The organism is Saccharospirillum sp., assembly GCF_039982735.1.
Taxonomy (GTDB): domain Bacteria; phylum Pseudomonadota; class Gammaproteobacteria; order Pseudomonadales; family Natronospirillaceae; genus Saccharospirillum.
The window spans coordinates 12,073-33,974 of the sequence record NZ_JBDWXV010000007.1; the positions used below are offsets into that span (position 1 = coordinate 12,073).

At 56.0% G+C, this 21,902-nt stretch carries 16 protein-coding genes; 14 read left to right on the top strand and 2 right to left on the bottom strand.

Going from position 1 to position 21,902, the window contains the following annotated elements:
- Positions 1-2: 2 nt before the first annotated feature.
- The gene (locus ABJT94_RS04020) at positions 3-1,418 is read right to left on the bottom strand and encodes a methyl-accepting chemotaxis protein (protein WP_348474377.1); all 1,416 of its coding nucleotides are present in this window, start codon (positions 1,416-1,418) and stop codon (positions 3-5) included.
- A 179-nt stretch (positions 1,419-1,597) separates the two neighbouring features.
- On the opposite strand from ABJT94_RS04020, the gene gtfA reads away from it, so the two are divergent.
- From gtfA to ABJT94_RS04050, 6 genes are all read left to right on the top strand, one after another.
- Positions 1,598-3,043, top strand: coding sequence for a sucrose phosphorylase (gene gtfA, locus ABJT94_RS04025; protein ID WP_348474378.1), 1,446 nt, complete (start codon positions 1,598-1,600; stop codon positions 3,041-3,043).
- A 478-nt stretch (positions 3,044-3,521) separates the two neighbouring features.
- Positions 3,522-4,877, top strand: a complete 1,356-nt coding sequence (locus tag ABJT94_RS04030) for an ABC transporter substrate-binding protein (protein WP_348474379.1) — start codon at positions 3,522-3,524, stop codon at positions 4,875-4,877.
- A gap of 80 nt (positions 4,878-4,957) precedes the next feature.
- Positions 4,958-5,962 (top strand): sugar ABC transporter permease, encoded by a 1,005-nt coding sequence (locus ABJT94_RS04035; RefSeq protein ID WP_348474380.1) that lies wholly within the window; start codon positions 4,958-4,960, stop codon positions 5,960-5,962.
- A gap of 10 nt (positions 5,963-5,972) precedes the next feature.
- Positions 5,973-7,115, top strand: coding sequence for a carbohydrate ABC transporter permease (locus tag ABJT94_RS04040; RefSeq protein ID WP_348474381.1), 1,143 nt, complete (start codon positions 5,973-5,975; stop codon positions 7,113-7,115).
- 9 nt (positions 7,116-7,124) lie between these two features.
- Complete coding sequence (locus ABJT94_RS04045) at positions 7,125-8,732, top strand: alpha-glucosidase (RefSeq protein WP_348474492.1); 1,608 nt, start codon at positions 7,125-7,127, stop codon at positions 8,730-8,732.
- 214 nt (positions 8,733-8,946) lie between these two features.
- Positions 8,947-10,008: a LacI family DNA-binding transcriptional regulator gene (locus tag ABJT94_RS04050; RefSeq protein WP_348474382.1), complete on the top strand. Its 1,062-nt coding sequence runs from the start codon at positions 8,947-8,949 to the stop codon at positions 10,006-10,008.
- 179 nt (positions 10,009-10,187) lie between these two features.
- On the opposite strand, the gene ABJT94_RS04055 is transcribed toward ABJT94_RS04050, so the two are convergent.
- On the bottom strand, positions 10,188-11,543 hold the full coding sequence (locus tag ABJT94_RS04055; RefSeq protein WP_348474383.1) for a magnesium transporter: 1,356 nt from the start codon (positions 11,541-11,543) through the stop codon (positions 10,188-10,190).
- A gap of 314 nt (positions 11,544-11,857) precedes the next feature.
- On the opposite strand from ABJT94_RS04055, the gene rimK reads away from it, so the two are divergent.
- From rimK to ABJT94_RS04095, 8 genes are all read left to right on the top strand, one after another.
- On the top strand, positions 11,858-12,757 hold the full coding sequence (rimK, locus tag ABJT94_RS04060) for a 30S ribosomal protein S6--L-glutamate ligase (protein WP_127559487.1): 900 nt from the start codon (positions 11,858-11,860) through the stop codon (positions 12,755-12,757).
- A gap of 2 nt (positions 12,758-12,759) precedes the next feature.
- On the top strand, positions 12,760-13,767 hold the full coding sequence (locus ABJT94_RS04065; RefSeq protein WP_348474384.1) for a succinylglutamate desuccinylase/aspartoacylase family protein: 1,008 nt from the start codon (positions 12,760-12,762) through the stop codon (positions 13,765-13,767).
- 15 nt (positions 13,768-13,782) lie between these two features.
- A complete protein-coding gene (locus ABJT94_RS04070; protein WP_348474385.1) occupies positions 13,783-15,480 on the top strand; it encodes a transporter substrate-binding domain-containing protein in 1,698 nt (565 codons plus the stop codon).
- Positions 15,477-16,910 (top strand): sigma-54 dependent transcriptional regulator, encoded by a 1,434-nt coding sequence (locus ABJT94_RS04075; protein WP_348474386.1) that lies wholly within the window; start codon positions 15,477-15,479, stop codon positions 16,908-16,910. Before ABJT94_RS04070 ends, ABJT94_RS04075 begins: the two co-directional genes overlap by 4 nt.
- Before the next feature lie 581 nt (positions 16,911-17,491).
- Positions 17,492-18,514, top strand: a complete 1,023-nt coding sequence (locus ABJT94_RS04080) for an amino acid ABC transporter substrate-binding protein (protein ID WP_348474387.1) — start codon at positions 17,492-17,494, stop codon at positions 18,512-18,514.
- A 122-nt stretch (positions 18,515-18,636) separates the two neighbouring features.
- The gene (locus ABJT94_RS04085) at positions 18,637-19,827 is read left to right on the top strand and encodes an amino acid ABC transporter permease (RefSeq protein ID WP_348474388.1); all 1,191 of its coding nucleotides are present in this window, start codon (positions 18,637-18,639) and stop codon (positions 19,825-19,827) included.
- Position 19,828: 1 nt separating this feature from the next.
- The gene (locus tag ABJT94_RS04090; RefSeq protein WP_348474389.1) at positions 19,829-20,920 is read left to right on the top strand and encodes an amino acid ABC transporter permease; all 1,092 of its coding nucleotides are present in this window, start codon (positions 19,829-19,831) and stop codon (positions 20,918-20,920) included.
- Between the two features lie 11 nt (positions 20,921-20,931).
- Positions 20,932-21,696 (top strand): amino acid ABC transporter ATP-binding protein, encoded by a 765-nt coding sequence (locus ABJT94_RS04095; RefSeq protein WP_127559477.1) that lies wholly within the window; start codon positions 20,932-20,934, stop codon positions 21,694-21,696.
- Positions 21,697-21,902: the final 206 nt, after the last annotated feature.

Sequence of the window (21,902 nt, forward strand, 5' to 3'; positions counted from 1 at the left end):
CGTTAGGACTGTGTGGCTAAACGCAACTCATCCGCCGACTGTTGCACCATACCTGCAACGCCGGCCAATGCTGTCAGTCGTTCAGTCAGGTTCTGCACGGTACTCAATGTCGTGCTGCTGACGTTGCTGAGTTCATTGCCACCTTGTGCCAGTTGGTGCATCTCGTTAGCCACTGTGCCAACCTGACGTTCCAGCTCGGTAAAGGCCTGGCGCATGGCGGTTACCTGTTCGGTGACCGCCCGAACCCGCTGCTGGCTGTCGCTTGCTTGTGACAGGCCCTGTTTAATCTGATTCGCGCTGTTAGCCAGCAAGTTGTGAATTTCATTGGCCGACTGGTCGCTGCGGTTGGACAGAGAACGCACTTCGTCGGCAACCACGGCAAAACCGCGCCCATGTTCTCCGGCGCGAGCCGCTTCGATGGCGGCGTTCAGGGCCAGCAGATTGGTCTGGCTGGCGATGTCGATGATCACCTGGGAAGCACTCTCAATTCGATCATTACTGGTCTTGATCGTATTCATCAACGTCAGCAACTGTTCGGCCAACTGGCGTGTCTGTTCACTCTCGGATTCCGTGGCATCCAGAGATTGCCCTACCTGACTCAGCGCCTGCTCGCTGACCGATACTGCCGCCTGTACCCGGGCCAGACTGTCCGAAAGACTCGCCGCGAATTCATGCTGACGCCCTGCCGCATCGTTCAATTCACCAGACTGAGCGCCAATTTCCGACTGTACCTGCCCCAGTGATGAGGTCGCCTTAACCAGCCTACCGGAAACATCCCGGGTTTGCGCCATCACGCTATTCATCTGCTCGCCCGCCTGCTCAAGGCTGGTTTTTTGCTGACTCACAGACGCTTCAGCCGACCGCGCATCGGCCACAGCGCTCAAGGTGATTCGCTGCATGTAGGATTGCCCGACCCAAATCATGATCACCGGCAGCAGATAGCCCACGACGATATCCCGATTCAGATCAGACCCTGTTAACGGTGGCTCCGGAAAGTCATGCCCGGTCAGCTTGAAGCGAACAAACACCACCGCCACCAACAGCATCGCCACAGACCAGACTGAGCCCCATAGCGGGTTGGTCATCATGTACGCCAGTACAATCAGCGTGACCATCCACAACAGATACTGCGAGTCGATGCCGCCGAACATATAGGCTGAATACAGCGCGTGGACCGCCATGCCCAAAATGGCGAGATTGCCGCTCAGTACCACGGAATACCCCTGGCGCACCAGAAATGGCACCGGCAACACCAGTGCCATCAGTATCAGGGCGGTTAATTGCAACTCGCCCACATTGAAGGCGCGCCACTTAACCAGAGAGTAAGCACCCACCAGCAACGCCAGCAGGCAAAACACCACAACCGCCTTTTCCCGAACCTGATCACCCTCAGTATTGGGCAAGAACCACGTCAACATCGAACCACCTCAGCAACTTTGCCAGAAGTATGACTGCAATCAGTGATAGAACTTTAGACTCTGAGAGTCAGTTTGTCCGTTGAGTCACCAATGCAGGATCAGACGATGGTTTTGTGCTTTACTTAATCGTTTAAGAACATTATCGTCCGCTTCCTGTTAACGCCCTACAGAGACCGCGCATGAAAAATCAGGTTCAGTTAATTACCTACGTCGACCGCCTGGGAGGCAGTGGCATTCAGGCTCTGCACCGGTTACTGACCACTTCGCTTGAGGGCGTGTTTGGTGGTGTTCACCTGTTACCGTTCTATACCCCCATCGACGGTTCCGATGCCGGCTTCGATCCGGACGATCATCTGACTGTGGACCCTCGCCTCGGTGACTGGGACGATGTGCTTGAACTGAGTAACAGCACCAACGTTATGGCCGACCTGATTGTCAATCACGTTTCCAGCCGGTCGCCACAGTTTGCCGATGTTGTCGCCCGGGGCAGCGACAGCCCATGGTTCCCGCTGTTTCTGACTTACCAGAGCGTCTTCCCCGATGGTGCCCGCGAAGAGGAGATCACCGCGATCTACCGGCCGCGGCCCAGCCTGCCCTGGACACCCTATACCCTGGGCGATACCAAACACCTGATGTGGACGACGTTCACGCCTCAGCAATTGGACATCAATGTCGAAACCGAGGTCGGAAAAGCCTACCTCGACAGCATCCTCGATCGCTTTGAACAATCCGGCGTGTCGATGATTCGGCTCGACGCCGCAGGCTACGCGATCAAACGCCCGGGCACCCGCTGCTTCATGCTGCCGGAAACCTATGCCTTTATTCAGCAATTGTCAGACAACGCCGCTGCGCGGGGCATTGAAACCCTGGTTGAAATTCACAGTCATTACCAGACCCAGATCGACATCGCCAACCGGGTTGGTCGCGTTTACGACTTCGCCTTGCCGCCGTTGATCTTGCACCTGCTGTATACCGGCGACGCCAAACCCCTGGTCAACTGGCTGGAACAATCGCCACGCAACTGCATTACCGTGCTGGATACCCACGATGGCATCGGCGTGCTGGATGTCGGGGCCGACGGCGACAAGCCGGGCTTGCTGCCACCCGAGGCGATCGATCAGCTGGTTGAAACCATTCACCAGCGTTCAAACGACCAGAGCCGGTTAGCCACCGGTGCCGCCGCGTCGAACCTCGATCTGTACCAGGTCAACTGCACCTACTATGCGGCCCTGGGTGAGCGCGATAACGAATACCTCATCGCCCGGGCCCTGCAGTTCTTCGCACCCGGTGTTCCCCAGGTGTACTACACCGGCCTGCTGGCTGGCGGCAATGACATGGCCCTGCTAACGAAAACCGGGGTTGGCCGTGACATTAACCGGGCCTATTTCCGCTCGGCGGACATCGACGAAGCGCTGGAACGGCCGGTGGTGCGGCAACTGATCGCTCTGATGCGCCTGCGAAACGAACACCCGGCATTCGATGGCGCCTTCTCGATCGGCCAGGCTCACAACCAGCTAAGCCTAAGCTGGACGAATGGCGACGTTCAACTGACGCTGACTCTGGACTGTCTGGCTCGAAAGGCCCGCATCACGGACCAGACGGGATCCGAACTGTTTGTTCTTTAGCAGGTTGTTGAAAAAGGTTTCCTGCCTTTTTCAAAACACGAGAACCAAGATTTGAGATTTTCGCTTCTCTCACAAAATCAATGACTTAACAGTCATCAATTTTGCCGGAACGTCCTTGTTCCGGTAACAAGCTGTTAGAGATGATACGGGTCAAGGCAGTCAGGTTCAGGCGGTGTTAATTTCCCGTTGTCTAGACTGGAAATGCTCCAAAGCACGTCTACGCTGTATCGATTAAGACGTTAAGAAGTAGTTAAGTCTGCTGGTCAGAAGAAATTGTTCTAAAAAAGCAGATGACAATGTGTCTTAAACGATTAAGCTAACAGGGTGCTTAGTAAGCCCAATGCCGGTTTCGATCGGCATTGACTGATTAAAACGTTCAACCCAGCACCTACTGGCTCTATTCAGTAACCGCTGGCGCTGTTCAGTCAGCAAACGTACGAACCAAACCAATAATAAAACAGCACGAAAGGGCAAAATAATGAAAACCTCCTTAGTAAAAAAATCACTCGTCATCGCAGTATCCGCTGCCATGTCTGCCGGTGTTGCCGCTGAAGTTAACCCGACCAAGGGCAGCGGTGACTACAACTGGGACAGCCTGGCTCCGTTTGAAGATATGGACCTGTCCGGTCAGACCGTGACCGTCGCTGGCCCCTGGCTTGCGCCTGAAAATGCCATTTTCGAAGGCATCGTCAGCCACTTTGAAGCGGCGACCGGTGCGGACGTTCGTTATACCGGCTCCGACAGCTTCGAACAGCAGATCGTCATTGACCTTCAAGCTGGTTCAGCACCCAACCTGGCAATTTTCCCGCAGCCGGGTCTGGCCAAAGACATGGCCAGCCGTGGTCTGTTGCAGCCGCTGGACGATGCAACGCGTGAAAACGTTCTGGAAAACTACGCAGCCGGCCAATCCTGGGTTGATCTGAGTACCTATCCGAACGAAAACGGTCAGGATGACTTTTACGGCGTGTTCTTCCGCGTCGACCTGAAGAGCCTGGTCTGGTACTCCCCGGATAACTTCGCCGATTACGGCTACGACGTTCCGGAAACCATGGAAGAGTTGATCGCCCTGTCCGATCAGATGGTTGACGATGGCGTGAGCCCCTGGTGTATCGGTCTGGGTTCCGGTGCGGCGACTGGCTGGCCGGCAACCGACTGGGTTGAAGACATCATGCTGCGTTTGCACGCACCTGAAGTCTATGACGGCTGGGTCGACAACAGCATCCCGTTCAACGATCCACGGGTTGTAGAAGCCATCGATACATTCGGCAGCTTTGCCAAGAACCCGGATTACGTTCAGGGTGGCGTTGCTTCTGTTGGTACAACCGACTTCCGCGACAGCCCGAACGGCCTGTTCAGCATTCCTCCCGGCTGCTTCATGCACCGCCAGGCCAGCTTCATCCCTGCGTTCTTCCCTGAAGGAACCGTCGTTGGTGAAGACATCGATTTCTTCTATTTCCCGGCCTTTGAAGAAAAAGATCTCGGCTCTCCGGTTCTGGGTGCGGGCACCATCGTTACCATGCCGCGTGAGAACGAAGCCGCTCAGGCACTGCTTGAGTACCTGACCACGCCGCTGGCCCATGAAATCTGGATGGCGAACGGTGGCTTCCTGACACCGCACAACAACGTCAACAACGATCTGTACGCCAACGACACACTGCGTCGCCAGGGCGAGATCCTGCAGAACGCAACGACCTTCCGTTTCGACGGTTCTGACCTGATGCCGGGTGCAATCGGCGCAGGCGCTTTCTGGACTGGCATGGTCGACTTCGTCGGCGGTGACTCGGCCGAAGACGTCGCTGATTCCATCCAGGACGCCTGGGATGCTGCCCGATAAGTAATCGGGAACTGCACTAAGGACAACTCGCCCCGACCCCGGGGCGAGTTCATTACCGGTCTAGGTCAGGAGTATCCCCCGTGATTTCGCAAATCATAACGGCCTCGTTTGTCATCGCTTTGGCGATCGGGCTAAGCGCACTCTTTTTTGTTGGTTCTAACTTTATACTGGATCGCTTTCTATCCAGTGAATCCCTGGCGTCCGATTCGGACCGTCAGCGGCGCGACAAGATACGTGAAGGCATTCGCCCCTGGATATTTGTTGGCCCAGCCGTTCTGGTTCTGGTTGTCTATCTCGTCTACCCTGTTTTTGCGTCACTCATTTATTCGTTGCAAGACCGCCAGGCTAACGGCTTTGTCGGCCTCGCGAACTATGCCTGGGCCTTTGGTAACGAAGGTTTCCAAATCGCGATTCGTAACAATATTCTCTGGTTGATCATCGTGCCGACCATGTCCACCGCCTTTGGACTGGTAATCGCCTACATGACCGACCGACTGTGGTGGGGCCAGATTGCCCGCACCCTGGTGTTTCTGCCGATGGCCATTTCGTTTGTAGGCGCCTCGGTTATCTGGAAATTCATTTACGACTACAAAGGCTCCGGTGAAGAAATCGGCCTGTTAAATGCCGTCGTAATGGCATTGGGTGGCGAACCCCAGGCCTGGATTTCTCTGGAACCCTGGAACAACATTTTGCTGATGGTGATTCTGATCTGGATTCAAACCGGCTTTGCCATGGTGATTCTGGGTGCGGCCATTCGCGGCGTTCCCGAGGACACCCTGGAAGCCGCCATCATGGAAGGTGCCAATAACTTCCAGATTTTCTTCAAGATTGTGATTCCCCAGATCTTCGGCACCATCGTCGTCGTCTGGACCACCATCACCATTCTCGTACTCAAGATCTTCGACATTGTCTTTGCCATGACCAACGGTCAATGGGAAACGCAGGTGTTGGCCAACTTCATGTACGACCAGCTGTTCCGCTCCGGTGATATCGGACGCGGCAGTGCAGTCGCCATTGTCATTATGCTCGCGGTAACCCCGGTGATGATCTACAACATCCGCCGTGCCCGCATGGAAAACCAATAAGGAGGCCAAGATGCAATCAGCAAACAAACTGCCTTTGGCCACCCTTGCCAAGCACGCCACTGTTTTTCTGCTCGTTCTGCTGTGGACGCTACCGACCCTGGGTCTGCTGATCAGCTCGGTTCGAGACAAAGACTCGCTGACCACCTCGGGCTGGTGGACCGCACTGGCACCAGCCGAACGCAATGAGGTTTTCCGTACGCCAACGGCTGAAGCGCAAACGCAATCCGGCGATGTCTTCGTGATCGAAGACCGCTTGTTTGAAGAAGGCGCTCGCTCGCTGGACACCTGGGGTCAGAGACCAACCGACCTGACGGCCAACCAGGCCGGTGACGTTGTTACCTTGGATAACGGCACCCGCATGACGTTGACGGAAGACGGTCAGTTCCGCTGGGAGTCCGACGAACCGTTCGAGCTCACCCGAGGCGAACGTGTGTTTTACGTCTCGCAAGTACCGCCAACCTTCACGCTCAACAACTATGAAGAAGTCCTTTCCTCTGAAGGGGTTGGCCGTGCCTTTATCAACACCCTGACGGTCACCCTGCCCGCGACGTTCATCCCGATTCTGATCGCTGCTTTCGCGGCCTACGCCCTGGCCTGGATGAACTTCCCCGGTCGGTTGTGGATTCTGGCCGGCATTGTGGGTCTGTTGGTTGTGCCGTTGCAAATATCGCTGATCCCGGTACTCAGAATGTACACCGGCCTGTCGGGCATCTTCGGCTGGGAGGCAAAATCTTACGGCGGAGTCTGGCTGGCGCATACCGGGTTCGGTTTGCCGCTGGCGGTTTACCTGTTGCGCAATTACATGGCCGGCTTGCCGAAAGAAGTGATGGAGTCGGCCCGTATGGACGGTGCCAGTCACTTCGAAGTGTTCCGCACCATTGTGCTGCCGCTGTCGATTCCGGCGCTGGCCTCCTTTGCCATCTTCCAGTTCCTCTGGGTCTGGAACGACCTGCTTGTAGCACTGGTATTTTTGGGGCAGGGCGAAGGCAAAACCGTGATGACGGCACAGCTGGTTGAACTGTTGGGTTCCCGCGGTGACAACTGGGAAATTCTGACCAGTGGCGCCTTTATTACCATGCTGGTGCCGCTTGTCGTTTTCGTTTCAATGCAACGTTACTTTGTCCGCGGCCTACTGGCTGGCTCGGTCAAATAGAGGAGTAAAATCTTGTCGAATACTGAACTGAACTGGTGGCGTGGCGGTGTCATTTACCAGATTTACCCGCGCAGCTATTTCGACAGCAATGGCGATGGTATCGGGGATATTCCCGGTATCATTTCCAAACTCGATTACATCGCACAGTTGAATGTCGATGCGATCTGGCTGTCACCCTTCTTCACCTCACCGATGAAGGACTTTGGCTACGACGTATCGGACTACCGAAATGTTGACCCCATGTTCGGTTCATTGCACGACTTCAAGCACCTGATCGATGAAGCGCATCAGCGCGGATTGAAAGTGCTGATCGACCAGGTCTACAGCCATACCTCAGATCAGCATGAATGGTTTCAGGACAGCCGGGAAGACCGCACCAACGACAAAGCCGACTGGTATGTCTGGGCCGATGCCAAAGCCGACGGCACGCCACCGAACAACTGGTTATCGCTGTTTGGTGGTTCTGCCTGGCAATGGGATACACGCCGTGGCCAGTATTTCATGCACAACTTTCTCGATAGCCAGCCAGACCTGAACTTCCACAACCGGGACGTGCAGGATGCCATTCTGGATACCGCCCGGTTCTGGCTCGACCTGGGTGTCGACGGTTTCCGTCTGGATGTGGTGAACATGTATTTCCACGATGAATCATTCACCGACAATGGTCTGGCCGACAGTCCGGAAAAAGTGTTTGTCGGTGTCGATCCGAAAAACCCGTTTTGTCGTCAGTACCACATCAACCAGATGTGTCGCGATGACAACCTGGCCTTTTTGCAGCGCCTGCGCAGCGTGATGAACGAGTACCCCGGCACCACCACCGTCGGAGAAATTGGTGCACCCCAGGGCATGAAATACATGGCGCAGTACACCTCCGGTGGCGACAAGCTTCACATGGCGTACACCTTTGAGCTGCTCAATGATGCGCATGACCCCGATTACATTCGCAAGACCATTCAAAAAGTGGAAGACAACCTCGGTGATGGCTGGCCCTGCTTTGCACTGAGCAACCACGACGTGGTGCGCAGTGCAACGCGCTGGGGTCAGGATGCCAAAGACCCGGACGGTTTTGTTCGAACCGCGTTGAGCTTGCTGGCTACCTTGCGCGGTAGCCCCTGCTTGTATCAGGGCGAAGAACTGGGTTTGCCAGAAGCGGACGTCGGCTTCGAACAACTGCAAGACCCGTTCGGCATCGAATTCTGGCCGGAATTCAAAGGACGTGATGGCTGTCGTACCCCCATGCCATGGATCAATGAAGCCATGGGTGGGTTCACCAGTGGCGGGCACAGCTGGTTGCCGGTAGAACCGATTCATCGTCAGTTGGCGGTATCCGAACAAACCAAAGTGGATGAGTCGACGTTGAATTTCACGCGTCGCTTATTCGCCTGGCGCAAGGAGCACCCGGCCTTGCAAAACGGTGACTTCGAATGGCTGGAAAGTGACCCGGCGTTACTGGTATTCCGGCGCACCAATGCGCAGGAAACCATCACCGTGGCTATCAACATGACCGCCAGCGCCTTGCCGACCAAGGTAGAAGGCCAGGCCATTCCGGTACCGGGGTTTACACAGACGGGCAGTGATACCATTGCCGCCTACAGTGTTGCCGCCTGGGTTCACTAACAGGCTGTCGGTGCTCCGGCAGTAATAAGCCAGACAGTCATCAACGGAACTGAAATTCAGTGCTCCCGTTGATGACTGGCCTTCAAACGAGCAGGTCGTTACACTCCCCTGCCCGGAATGAACCACGACGACGCGCGTTAGCAGCACTCAATTGACATACAAGACCCAAGCTTACGGTCACAACCAACAATAAAAATGGCAGGTAATAACCAGAGTGAGTAAGCCCGCACCTTCCACCAGTGCGTCGCGACGGATGACATTAAAGGCGGTTGCCCGGGAACTGAATGTTTCCACGGCCACTATCTCCAATGCCTTCAACCGACCCGACCAATTATCCGCTAGCCTGCGCGATCACATTCTGCTTGAGTGCAAGCGATTGGGCTATCACGGGCCAAACGCGGCTGCCCGCAGCTTGCGTACCGGTGCAACCGGCATTGTGGGTGTCATGCTGGCCGAACGGTTGTCTTACAATTTTCGCGACAGCTGTGCGACAGAATTTCTGCAAGGCGTTTCCGAGGTGCTCGACGACGCCAGAGCCAACCTATTGCTGATGCCCGGGCGCGACGAGTTCTATCACGAGCAATCCATGGAATCGATTCCGGACCGCTACATCGTGTACGGCCCACCACGCGACCTCAGCGTACTGGACCGGCTGGTGCGGCAACATAAACCGGTTGTCACCGTTGATTTCACGCTGGAAAATCATTTGTCGCTAAACGTCGACAACTACGGTGGGGCCAGGCAAGCCGCTGACCATGTGTTCAGCCAGACACAGGGCGACGTGGTTGTTATCGGATTACGGCTCACCAGTTCGGATGATGTCGGGCGCATCGACAGCCATGAATTGTTCGATGCGAAAATGTCGATTTCCCGTCAGCGCCTCGAAGCCTATCGGGACTCCGCGCTGGCTCACCACTATACACTTGGCGACGACCGCGTCTGGAACACCCATGAAAGTACCTGGGCCGATGGTGTTAAAGCCGCCCGGGAAGCCCTGACGATGAACCCTCGCCCCACCGCCATGCTGTGCATGTCGGATCAGCTGGCACTGGCGGCGTTAAGCGTCGCCCGTGACATGGGCTTGAGCGTGCCCGACGATGTACGCATCGTCGGCTTCGACGACATACCCGAAGCCCGCCAGATGCACCCCACCATCACCACTGTGTACCAGCCCAGCATCGAAAAAGGCCGCCTGGCCGCCATGATGGTTTTGAACCCGGAGCGCTATGAAAGCCGGGTATTACCCACCCACCTGCAAGTTCGCGAGACGGGTTAACAGCAGCTAAAGACGTGAGACATGGAAAGACGTGCAACATTGAGTGACGCAAGACACTAAGAGACGCAAAACTACAAAAGACGTTAAACATGGAAAGACGCGCAACAATCGCGCTACTTTGCGTCCCTTCATGTCTCGCGTCTGTTCATGTGCTGCGTCAGTCTATGCCCTGCGTCTTTTCATCCTGCCAAACTCAACGCAATGGTCGCTGTCCCCAGGAACGCGAAGAAACCGACGACATCAGTTACCGTGGTCAGCACGACTGAGCCGGCAATGGCCGGGTCGATTTTCATGCGCGACAATACCCAGGGTACGATCACACCCGCCAGGGACGCAGCGATGATGTTCACCAGAATGGCAAAGGCAATGATCCACATCAGCATCCAGCTGTCGAACCACCAGGCGGCAATTAAGCCGATGGCAATGGCCCAGAAAAAGGCATTGATGGTGCCGAGAATCAATTCTTTGCGAATCAGGTTGCGCACGTTCGCGGCCCCCAACTGACCCGTCGCCAGACCGCGAATGGCAAGCCCCAGCGTTTGGCTGCCGGCAATGCCACCCATGCTAGCGACAACCGGCATCATCACCGCCAGTGCGACCCATTGCGACAATGCCAGTTCGAACAGGCCGATCACCCAGGCTGCCAGCAACGCAGTGATCAGGTTGATGCCCAACCAAAGCCCGCGCTTGGGCACCGAACGACGCACCGGGGAAAACAAATCCTCTTCATCCAGGCCACTGCTCAACTGCATCATCTGGCGTTCTTTTTCTTCCAGCATCACATCGAGCGCATCACGCGAGGTGAATCGTCCCATCACCGCGCCGGTTTCATCCACCACCGGCAACATGGCCCGATCGGCTGCGCGCAACCGCTGTGCCGCTTCGTGCAGCGAAGAGGCTGGGTTTAGCGGGGTCAGTTCGTCATCGGCGTAATCGCTCAGTGGTGCCGTGCTGGGCGTTTGCATGGCCGCGTCGAGCGACAAGCAGCCCTGAAAGCGACCGTCTTCATCGAGCAGAACAATCACATCGGTCATTTCCGGAATACCGGTCTCCCGCAACGCCTTGCGAAACAACCGGCCCGGTGTTGATGCTTCAGCGGTAATGACTTTAAAACTGAGCCAGCGGCCCACCTGGTCGTCATCGTAGGTTAAGGCATTCTTTAATTGTTCGCGGTCTTCGCTGTCCATCCGATGCAGGACTTTACGGCCCAGTTGCCCCGGGAGGTCATCCATCAGCTCCAGCAAGTCTTCCGGATCGGTTTTGCCCAGCCACTGCAGCAGGGCCTCCGGAGGGGCCGCTTTGAGCAAGGAGCGACGATGCTCATCGTGCAGCTCGACCAACACCGCACCGCGCAGTTCCGGTGCCACGGTTTGCCAGATGGTCAGGCGTTGCTCAAACGGCAAACACTCGAGCGCAAAGGCGATGTCAGCTTCCGACAACCCTTCCAGCCAGTCTGCTGCGGGCTCTCGGTCTTCAGCCAACTCACCGAGCCAGTAGTCGACATGTTCAAGCAAGGTATCTTCGCGGGTGGCCATGAGTAATGCTTCCCTTTGGTGGGTGAACCGGCTGAAGAACTCAGCCATTGCAGCAGGTCAGTCTCCGGATAATTACTGCTAACTCTAGCAAAAAAGCAGACACCCGGCCCCGCTAACGCACGCACGGATCCTGTAAAAGCGCTAAACTGGTTTAAAAAACCGGTTAACGCCGACCTCACTTGGCAACACCGGCATTTAAGGGGATGATGCACACCTTGTCGGGAACCGGACACAACGCCGTTCCTGCTACACTCTGATTTGCCATATCCCCTGCGCAACACCAGACATTACCGGTACAACTTTGGGAGTTATCCATGAAACTGGCGGTGCTTTCACGCGAGCCTTCGAATTACTCATCCCAGCGATTGGTCGAGGCGGCCGAAAAACGGGGCCATGAGATTCGCATTGTCGATACCCTGCGCTGCTACATGAGCATCGTGGCGCATCGTCCGTCCATTCATTACATGGGCGAGCCACTGGAAGACATGGATGCCATTATTCCGCGCATCGGCTCTTCAATTACCTTCTACGGCACCGCCGTGGTCCGCCAGTTCGAGATGATGGGCACTCATACGCTGAATTCGTCACTGTCGATCTCCCGCTCACGCGACAAACTGCGCTCCATGCAAATGCTGGCGCGTAAGGGCATTGGCTTGCCAATTACCGGCTTCGCCCACAGCCCAGATGAAGTGCCCGATCTGATTCAAATGGTCGGTGGGGCGCCTCTGGTCGTCAAACTTCTGGAAGGCACCCAGGGCATCGGCGTTGTGCTGTGCGAGACCCGTCAGGCAGCAGAATCGGTCATCGAGGCATTTCTGGGCCTCGACACCAACATCCTGGTGCAGGAATACATTAAGGAAGCCGGTGGTGCCGACATTCGCTGCTTTGTCATTGGCGATAAAGTCGTCGCGGCCATAAAACGCCAGGCTGCGCCGGGAGAATTTCGCTCCAATCTGCACCGGGGTGGGTCTGCCGCGGTGGTGAAAATCACCCCGGAAGAACGCAAGACGGCGGTTCGCGCCGCCAAGATTATGGGGCTGCAGGTGGCCGGGGTGGATATTCTGCGGTCCAATCATGGCCCGGTGGTGATGGAGGTCAATTCCTCACCCGGCCTGGAAGGCATCGAGATGGCGACCGGCAAAGACGTTGCCGGAATGGTCATCGATCATCTGGCAAAAGAAATGAGTGAAAAACCCAAACGAGTGGAAGGCTGACTGTGACTCAGATTAACCCCACCAGGCTAACCTCCGGCAAGTGGCATAATGTGCCCTTGTCGCTGCCCGGTGCACCCGGTAACTCCGACGCCATCATGCATTGCTTTGTGCGTCGCAGCCGCAAACCGGGCCCGACCATCTTCATCACTGCGGCCATGCACGGGGATGAGCTCAACGGTCTGGAGATCATTCGCCGCTTTATGCGCAGCCGCAAACTCGGCGGTTTGCAGGGTACAGTGATCGTCGTTCCGGTGGTGAACGTGCACGGTTTCGGGATGGGCTCGCGCTACCTCCCCGACCGGCGAGATCTAAACCGGGTGTTTCCGGGCTCGGCCAAGGGGTCTCTGGCGGCGCGCGTTGCGGAAGTGCTCATGCAGGAAGTGGTGCTGCATTCCGACTACGGCATTGATCTGCACACCGGGGCAATACACCGGTTCAACGTGCCACAAATACGGGCTGAGCTCGATAATGAGGTCGTGGAAGGTATGGCGCGAGCATTCGGCGTGCCACTGGTACTGAACAGTGAATTGCGAGAGGGGTCGCTGCGGGAGTCGGCCGGGCAGAACAACATTCCAGTCATTGTGTACGAAGCCGGCGAAGCACTGCGTCTCGACGAAATCAGCATCAAGGCCGGTACCCAGGGCATTATTAACGTCATGATGCATCTTGGCATGCTCAACGGCACACCCAAAATCCGCAAGGAACAGGCGATTGCCGACAACTCCTATTGGGAGCGCGCCAGCGATTCGGGCGTGTTTCAATGCCTGGTCAAACCCGGCACCTATATCCAGAAAGAGCAGATCCTGGCGCGAATCATGAACCCCAGCACCATGGAAGCTTCAGAAGTTCGGGCTTCCCGCGCCGGCGTACTGGTCGGCCTGACTCAGCTGGCGCTGGTCTACGAGGGCGACGCCCTGTTCCACATTGCCCGCTACCGCGGTATGCACGAAGACGTAGCCCAACAGGTAGAGCGCTTTCACGAGGAACTGGGCCCGGAATTCGGGACCTGACACACCGGACGCTGCATGCCACATCTAAAAACAGCCTGCATGAGTTACCTCACCCTCCTGGTCCTACTAGTGCTGGGCTGTTCACCTTTGGTTTACGCGGAACCCGCCAATCAGGTGATTCGCGTTGGCGGTGACGACAGTTACCCACCCTACGAATTCGTTGACCAGGACGGCAACATCGCCGGCTACAACGTCGATATGACCCGGGCCATCGCCGAAGTGATGGGGATCGATGTGGAAATCACCCTCGACAGCTGGTCGATCATGCGGGAAAAACTGGAAACTGGCGAAATGGATGTGCTTCAGGGCATGGTGGCCTCTGAAGAGCGCGAAAAGGAGTTCTCGTTCAGTGCACCGTCGGTGATGGTTAACTACTCCTTCTTTGCGCGCAAGGGCGACCCGGAACCCGCCAGCTATGACGACCTGAAAGGCAAGTCAGTCGTGGTTCAGCATGAGGGCATCGTTCACGATTTTCTGCGTGAAAATGATTTTGGTGTCATCATCGTCACCGTGCGGGCTCATTCCGATGCACTACGCCAACTGGCAGCCGGTAATTACGATTACGCGTTGGGCGCTACCCTACCCAGCCTTTATTACAGCCGCGAGAACAAACTGTCCAACATCGGCGTCGTTTGGCGGCCGCTGCGCCCTCAGCCCTATGGTTATGCGGTGAGCAAAGGCAACGAAGAGATTCTGACGCTGTTCTCAGAAGGGCTCGCCATTCTGCGCAACACCGGCCGCCAGCAAGACATCTACGACAAATGGCTGGGCTCGCTGGAACGTCAGGGCACTACCAACTGGCGTTTGCTCGGCATTATTGCCGCCATCAGCAGCGCGGTCCTGTTGCTGGGTCTGGTTCTGGTGACCCTCTGGATTCGCACGCTGCAGCGTCAGGTTGAACGCCGCACTCAGGAGGTCAAGAAACAGCAGCAGCAGTTGATTCAGGCCGACAAGATGAGTTCACTCGGCACCCTGGTATCGGGGGTTGCCCATGAAATCAACAACCCGAGCGGACTGATCCTGCTCAATCTGCCGATGCTGAAAGATGCCTGGGAAGATGCCCTGCCGCATCTGGACGGGCTCTATGAACAGCGCGACGGCTTCGATATTGCCGGGCTCGATTATCGTCGCATACGCCATGAAATCCCCTACATCATCAACGAGATGAACGAAGGCGCCCAGCGCATCAAACGCATCGTCAACGACCTGCGCGATTTCGCTCGCCAGGAAGCGACCGATGCCATCGAACCGATGAACCTGAACGATGTGGTCTCCACCGCCGTGCGCCTGCTCGATGTCACCATTCGTGGCTACACCAACCGGTTCAGCCTGATTCTCGATCCCTACCTGCCCTCGATGCTGGGCCACCCGCAGCGCATCGAGCAGGTGGTGATCAACCTGATCATCAACGCTTGCCAGTCACTGCCGGACGACCAGCACGGTGTAAAGGTCGAGACCCGCATCGACCACATCCGCCAGCGCATTGTGCTTTCCGTGCACGATGAAGGCTGTGGCATTGAACCGGATGCGATGCCCAACCTGACCGACCCGTTTTTCACCACCAAACGCGAACAGGGCGGCACCGGGCTTGGCTTGTCGGTCTCGGCCGGTATCATTAAGGCATACGATGGCACCATGAAGTTTCATTCACGCCCCGGTGAAGGCACCCGGGTAGACGTCACCTTTCCGTGGAAGATGGTCGAACCTCAATGACAGACAATAAAAACAAGAAACGCAGTCTCTACCCTGAGTTCGGTGTGTTACTGATCGACGATGAACCCTCCTACCACCGCAGCCTCGGCCTGATGCTCGAACGCAAAGGCGGAATCACCAACCTGCATTACTGCCAGGACAGTCGTGAGGCCATGAGCTACCTGGAACACCACGCCATTGGCGTGGTTCTGCTTGATCTGAACATGCCCCATAAATCCGGCAAAGACTTGCTGATCGAGATGGCCGAGGCCTTCCCCGATGTTGCCGTGGTAGTCATCAGTGGTTTGAATCAGGTCGAGACGGCGGTGGAGTGCCTGCGTCTGGGTGCCTTTGATTTTTATGTGAAGACCACCGAATCGGCGCGGCTGCTCGAAGGCATCAAACGCGCCATTCAACTGCAGGAAATCAAACGGGAAAACCAGGAGCTGCGTCACCGGGTACTCAGCCGACGACTCGACTCCCCCGAGGCCTTTGCCAACATCCTAACGCAAAGCCGCAGCATGGCCTCGGTGTTTCAATATCTGGAGTCAGTCGCGAAAAGCTCGCAACCTGTGATGATTTGCGGCGAGAGTGGCACCGGCAAAGAACTGATCGCCCGGGCAGTTCACACCCTGAGCGGCCGCCAGGGCAAGCTGGTCACGGTGAATGTGGCCGGGCTCGACGATCACATCTTCAACGACACCCTGTTCGGCCACCGCAAGGGCGCCTTCACCGGTGCCGACCAGGAGCGGCGCGGCCTGGTCGAAGAAGCCTCCGGTGGTACCCTGTTTCTCGATGAAATTGGCGACCTGAGCCCCAGTAGCCAGGTGAAATTGCTGCGGTTACTGCAGGAAGGCGAGTTCTACCCTATGGGCGCAGATCGGCCGAAGCGCCTTCAGGCCCGCATTTTCGTGGCCACCCATCAGGACCTGGCAGAGCGCCAGCGCGACGGAGCCTTCAGGCGCGACCTCTATTACCGGCTCTGCACCCACCAGGTGTTAATCCCGCCGCTGCGCGCGCGCCGCGAAGACATTCGCCTGCTGTTTACCTTTTTCGCCGAGCAGGCCGCCGAAGATATGGGCAAACTACTGCCCGAGTTCAGCCCCGACCTCTGGGCCGCACTGCAGGCCTATGAATTCCCGGGCAACGTGCGCGAGTTGCGTGCCATCGCGTTCGACTCGGTGAGCCGGCATCATGGTGGTGCCATGACTCGTCAGGATCTGCACCTGTTCAGTCAGACCCAGGGGGGCGACACCAGCAGTCACGACAACACCCTGGTTCACTTCCCGCCCGACAATCGATTGCCTACCCTGGCTGAAATCGACGATCTACTGATCGCCGAGGCCATGCACCGGGCAGACCACAATCAGTCTATCGCCGCCCGTATTCTGGGCATTTCGCAGCCTGCTTTAAGCAAGCGGCTAAAGCGGCAGCGCGAACTCGAATCGTGAAACGGCCGGTAAAACGCGCCCGGCAGCGAGGAATTTGTGTGCCAACACTCAAAACGGCGCCCCGCTATTCCTTTGGTTATAGTTATTCCAATGGTTATATCCGGCCCCATACACCCTCCTGACAATCCTCTGACACCCGATAAACCTATGTAAAGCACTGCCTCAGTGCACTTTCTCACAGCGAACCCACGCACTGCCTTGGCGCAGTGCAGAATAGGGCCCGCCCCGGGGCGGGCGGCTATTCCTCTGGTTATAGCCCCAACCTCCCTGGAAACGCTGTTAAATATCCAATAAAGTCTTTAATATCAATATGTTAGAGTGTATCGGTACAAATTGGCCTTATCCTTGCAAATCATTAACCGCATCGAACCATAATAAAATAAAGTAAGGCGACTCTAGGTTGCCGCTCGATCCTCCTTACAGACTGCAGACGTTTCGGCGTGTGCATCATGTTTGTTTTCGGTCACGAGCCGAAGACGAGAATCCACACAGATCTTCGGTCTGAGTGGTCTTCAGTGCTTGGGTACACCGACAGGTCTGCCAAAGCCGATAATAAAAGCAATGAAATAATGGAGAGTAAAATGCTTAAGAAACTGACCAGCACTAGCGCCGTAGCGGCGCTGTCACTGTCTGTCCTGGCAGCTGGCGTACAAGCCGGTGAAACCGTTGATGCAGTCATGGACAAAGGCTACATTCAGTGCGGTGTTAACACCTCTCTGGCTGGCTTCTCAAACGCCACTGGCGGTGAGTGGGCCGGACTTGACGTCGACCTGTGCCGAGCGGTTGCCGCAGCCATGCTGGGTGACTCAGAAGCCGTTCGTTTTACTGCTCTGACCGCCAACCAGCGTTTTACTGCCCTGCAGTCTGGCGAAGTCGACATCCTGTCTCGTAACACCACCTGGACTCTGACCCGTGATACGGCTCTGGGCCTGAACTTCGCTGGCGTCAACTACTACGACGGCCAGGGTTTCATGGTTCGTAAAGATCTGGGTGTTTCCAGTGCCAAGGAACTGAGCGGCGCGGCAATCTGCGTTGAGCCAGGTACCACGACCGAGCTGAACCTGGCCGACTATTTCCGTGCTCAGGGCATGGAATTCGAGCCGGTTGTTATCGAGAACACCTCTGAAGTCACCGCCGCCTTCTTCGCCGGCCGTTGCGACGTGTACACCACAGATGCTTCAGGTCTGGCCTCTGCGCGTAACGTCTCTGCTGAGAACCCGGCTGACTACATGATCCTGCCAGAAATCATCTCCAAAGAGCCGCTGGGCCCAGCAGTTCGTCACGGCGATGATGAGTTCATGGACATTGTCCGCTGGACATTGAACGCCATGATCGAAGCTGAGGAATATGGCATTACTTCCGAGAATGTTGATGACATGCGTGACAACAGCTCAAACCCTGGCGTCCAGCGTCTGCTGGGCACGACTCCGGGTCTGGGTGAAGCATTGGGCATCGACGAAGACTGGGCGTACAACATCATTTCCCAGGTTGGTAACTACGGTGAGTCTTACGAGACCAACGTAACCGAACTGCTGGGCCTGGAGCGTGGTATTAACGCTTTGTGGACCAACGGTGGCCTGATGTATGCCCAACCCGTTCGTTAATCATGAGCCTGGCAATGCAATATTGCTGATCTCTGTTTAACGCCGCGGCCCTGTCCTTCAGGGCCGCTTTCTATAAGCTCATTGCATTATTCTGATTTGCATTCCCTTTGGAGACGTCGGGTATGAGCCCCAAACACTCAAAAAGTAACGACGTTAACCCGATTCTGACTCTTTTGTATGACAAGACGTTTCGCTCTGTCGTCTATCAGATTCTGGTTTTTGGTGGAGTTTTTCTGCTCGGCTGGTATTTGGTCGGCAACACCATGGCCAACCTCGAAAGCCAAAACATCGCCACCGGCTTCGGTTTTCTGGAACGAGAAGCCGCCTTTGGTATCAGCGAAAGTGTCATCGCCTACTCGCCTGAGAGTAACTACGGCCGAGCCTTGCTGGTTGGCATTACCAATACACTTAAAGTGGCCAGCATCGGTATTGTTCTCGCGACCATTCTCGGGACTCTGATCGGTATTGCCACGGTTTCAAAAAACTGGCTGCTGCGTTTCATCGGCGTCACCTACATTGAAACCTTCCGGAACATTCCAGTATTGCTGCAGTTAATTTTCTGGTACGCCATCATTAACCGCGGTCTGCCCAACATCCGTTCAGCACTTAGCCCGATCGAAGGGGTCTACCTGTCTAACCGGGGGCTTTATATTCCCGTGATGGCCGACCATCCGGCCTGGACCTGGGTGGGTGCTGGATTCATCGTCGGCATCATCGGCGCGATCATCTTGCGCAAATGGAGCTTGAAACGCCTGGAAGCGACTGGCCACATCTTCCCGCACCTGAGCGTGGGTCTGGGCATTGTTGTTGCGGTTCCCTTCCTGGTTTGGTTGGTATTTGGCGCTCCTACCGAGATGAATATGCCCGCGATTCAAGGGTTCAACTTCCAGGGTGGCGCACGCATGAGCCCTGAGTTTACTGCCTTGCTACTGGGTCTGACGCTCTACACCACGACTTACATCGCGGAAGTGGTTCGAAGCGGTATCCAGTCGGTTCCCCATGGTCAGACGGAAGCAGCCACCTCTCTGGGGTTGCGCTCTACCTGGATCATGCGATTGATCGTGCTGCCCCAGGCACTGCGCGTCATCATTCCGCCACTGACCAACCAATATCTGAACCTGACCAAGAACAGTTCGTTGGCCGTTGCCATTGGTTACCCTGATCTGGTGTCTGTCTCGAACACCACCATGAACCAAACGGGCCAGGCCGTTGAGGGGGTCGCAATCTTCATGACGGTCTACCTCAGCATCAGCTTGCTGGTCTCCTTCTTTATGAACTGGTACAACAAGCGCATGTCGCTGGTGGAGCGTTGATATGACCGAGAATACCAACCGAGCCCGGCCCATCAGCGGACCCGTTCTGAATCGCAGTCTGCGCTGGATGAGAGATAATCTATTCTCGTCTCCGATCAATACGATCATTACTCTGCTGTGCGTCTACATTATCTGGAACATACTCGACGTTATTGTTTCCTGGGCAGTTCTCAATGCCAGCTTTGGTGCAGCCAAAGAGGCCTGTGAAGCCGCTACCGGTGCCTGTTGGGCCTACGTTCACGACATGTGGCGTTTCCTGTTGTTTGGCACCTTCCCGGCTGATCAGCACTGGCGCCCATTGCTGGCGATGATCATGCTGACATCGGGTATGTTGCTGAGCATGAACCGTCGCTTCTGGTCACCCTGGCTGGCCGTCGCCTGGATTGTCGGGTTCATCGCGGTCTACTTCGTCCTCAGGGGTGGTGTACTGGGTCTGTCGCCGGTGCGCACCGCCCAGTGGGGTGGCCTGACTCTGACACTGGTTCTGGCCGTCGTTGGTATCGCCTTCGCAGCACCATTGGCCTTGTTGCTGGCTCTGGGACGTCGCTCCGAAATGCCACTGATCAAAGTGGTGTGCATCGTGGTCATCGAGGTGTTCCGCGGCGTGCCTCTGATTTCCGTGCTGTTCATGGCATCTGTCATGTTTCCACTGTTCTTGCCAGAGGGTGTGAGTATTGACGTACTGCTTCGGGCACAGATCGGCATTATTATCTTCCAGGCCGCCTATCTTGCCGAGGTCTTCCGGGGGGGGATGCAGGCTATTCCCAAAGGTCAGTATGAAGCCGCAGATTCGCTTGGCCTGAATTACTGGCAAAAGACGTTCAAGATCATATTGCCACAGGCACTGCGCCTGGTGATTCCGCCAACCATGAGTACCTTTATTTCCTTGTTCAAGGATACCTCTCTGGTGGTCATTATCGGCCTGTTTGATCTGCTGGCAGCGACCCGCGCAGCCGTCAATGACCCCATGTGGCGCCAGCAATTTATTGAGGCCTATGTATTCATTGCCCTTATTTACTTCTGCTTCTGCTTCTTTATGTCGCGATACAGTGCGTACCTCGACAATGACCTGAAGAAGAGCACCTCACACTAGGAGTCCAGAATATGACTGAACAAAGCCGCCTGGCCGACCGTGAATCTGTTATTCAGGTCAAAAAAATGAACAAGTGGTACGGTGACTTTCACGTACTGACCGACATCGATCTGGACGTGAAACAGGGTGAACGCATCGTCATCTGTGGCCCTTCCGGCTCCGGTAAATCGACCCTGATTCGTTGCCTGAACCGGTTGGAAGAACATCAGGAAGGCGACATCACTGTCAACGGCATTGAGCTGGGTGACAACGTCAAGAACATCGAAGTCATCCGCAAGGATGTTTGCATGGTGTTCCAGCACTTTAACCTGTTCCCGCACCTGACCGTGCTCGATAACCTGACGCTGGCACCCATGTTCGTGCTCAAGCAACCCAAGCGGGAAGCCGAAGCAACGGCCATGAAGTTTCTTGAGCGGGTTAAGATTGCCGAGCAGGCCAACAAGTTTCCGGGGCAGCTATCCGGTGGTCAGCAACAGCGCGTGGCGATTGCACGATCATTGTGCATGAACCCGAAAGTCATGTTGTTCGATGAACCGACCTCAGCGCTCGACCCGGAGATGATCAAGGAGGTTCTGGACGTAATGATCGAGTTGGCCGAAGAAGGCATGACCATGTTGTGCGTTACCCACGAGATGGGCTTCGCCAAACAGGTTGCCGACCGGGTAATCTTCATGGACGCTGGTCAGATTGTTGAAGAAAACGAACCTCACGAGTTCTTCAACAACCCGCAGAACGACCGGACCAAGCTGTTCCTCAGCCAGATTCTGGGTCATTAAAAAAAGCAACAAACCCGGTTTCAGCGTAACGGGTTGATGTTTACAACAGGCGAGTCAGTCCTGGCTCGCCTGTCGCTTGCTCCACCCCGGTGTTTTATAAAGCACGGTTTTTACCCTCCCGCAGCGCCCAAGCCGCGGCTCGTCTGTGCGCACACGGTTTGCTGTACGGAACTGTTTTGACCAAGCACAGTCTGAGCCAGGGACCG